The sequence below is a fragment of the Gilvimarinus sp. 1_MG-2023 genome, from assembly GCF_030548285.1.
The window spans coordinates 1-383 of the sequence record NZ_JAUOSC010000300.1 but is presented as its reverse complement, the minus strand read 5'-3'; the positions used below and the strand labels follow the sequence as shown (position 1 = coordinate 383).

The following is a 383-nucleotide window of genomic DNA, read 5'->3' as shown; positions in this document are numbered from 1 at the left end:
AATAACGGCGTAAACATAACCGAGTGGTCTGGCTCCGCTGGCGTCAGCATCGCCGCTGCTGGCGGTCAGTATGGAGGCTGGAGATGCCGGAATAGCGGCCACGGAGAAGATGTTGCGCTGCTGCGGATTACTGGGATCATCGCCCAGCACAGGGTAACGGGCGTTTGGTTGCAGATACTGTTGAATCGGAGCCAGCGCCACGCGCTGCAAATGCACCTGGTCAGGCGGCAGACGATGACCAAGGATCTGGCCGTTGGCGTCCAGCAAGTAGATTTCCAGGGCAGGGTTCAGCACCATGGCATGCCCGGCCAACTGGTCGAGGGCTTGCTCGTCCACCACGCCGGCTGCATCCAGCAGCGGCTGTTGTCGCGTCACATAACCGG

At 61.1% G+C, this 383-nt stretch carries 1 pseudogene; it reads right to left on the bottom strand.

The features are described 5' to 3' along the window. A pseudogene (locus Q4563_RS16885) lies at nt 1-383 on the bottom strand (hypothetical protein); the annotation flags it as partial.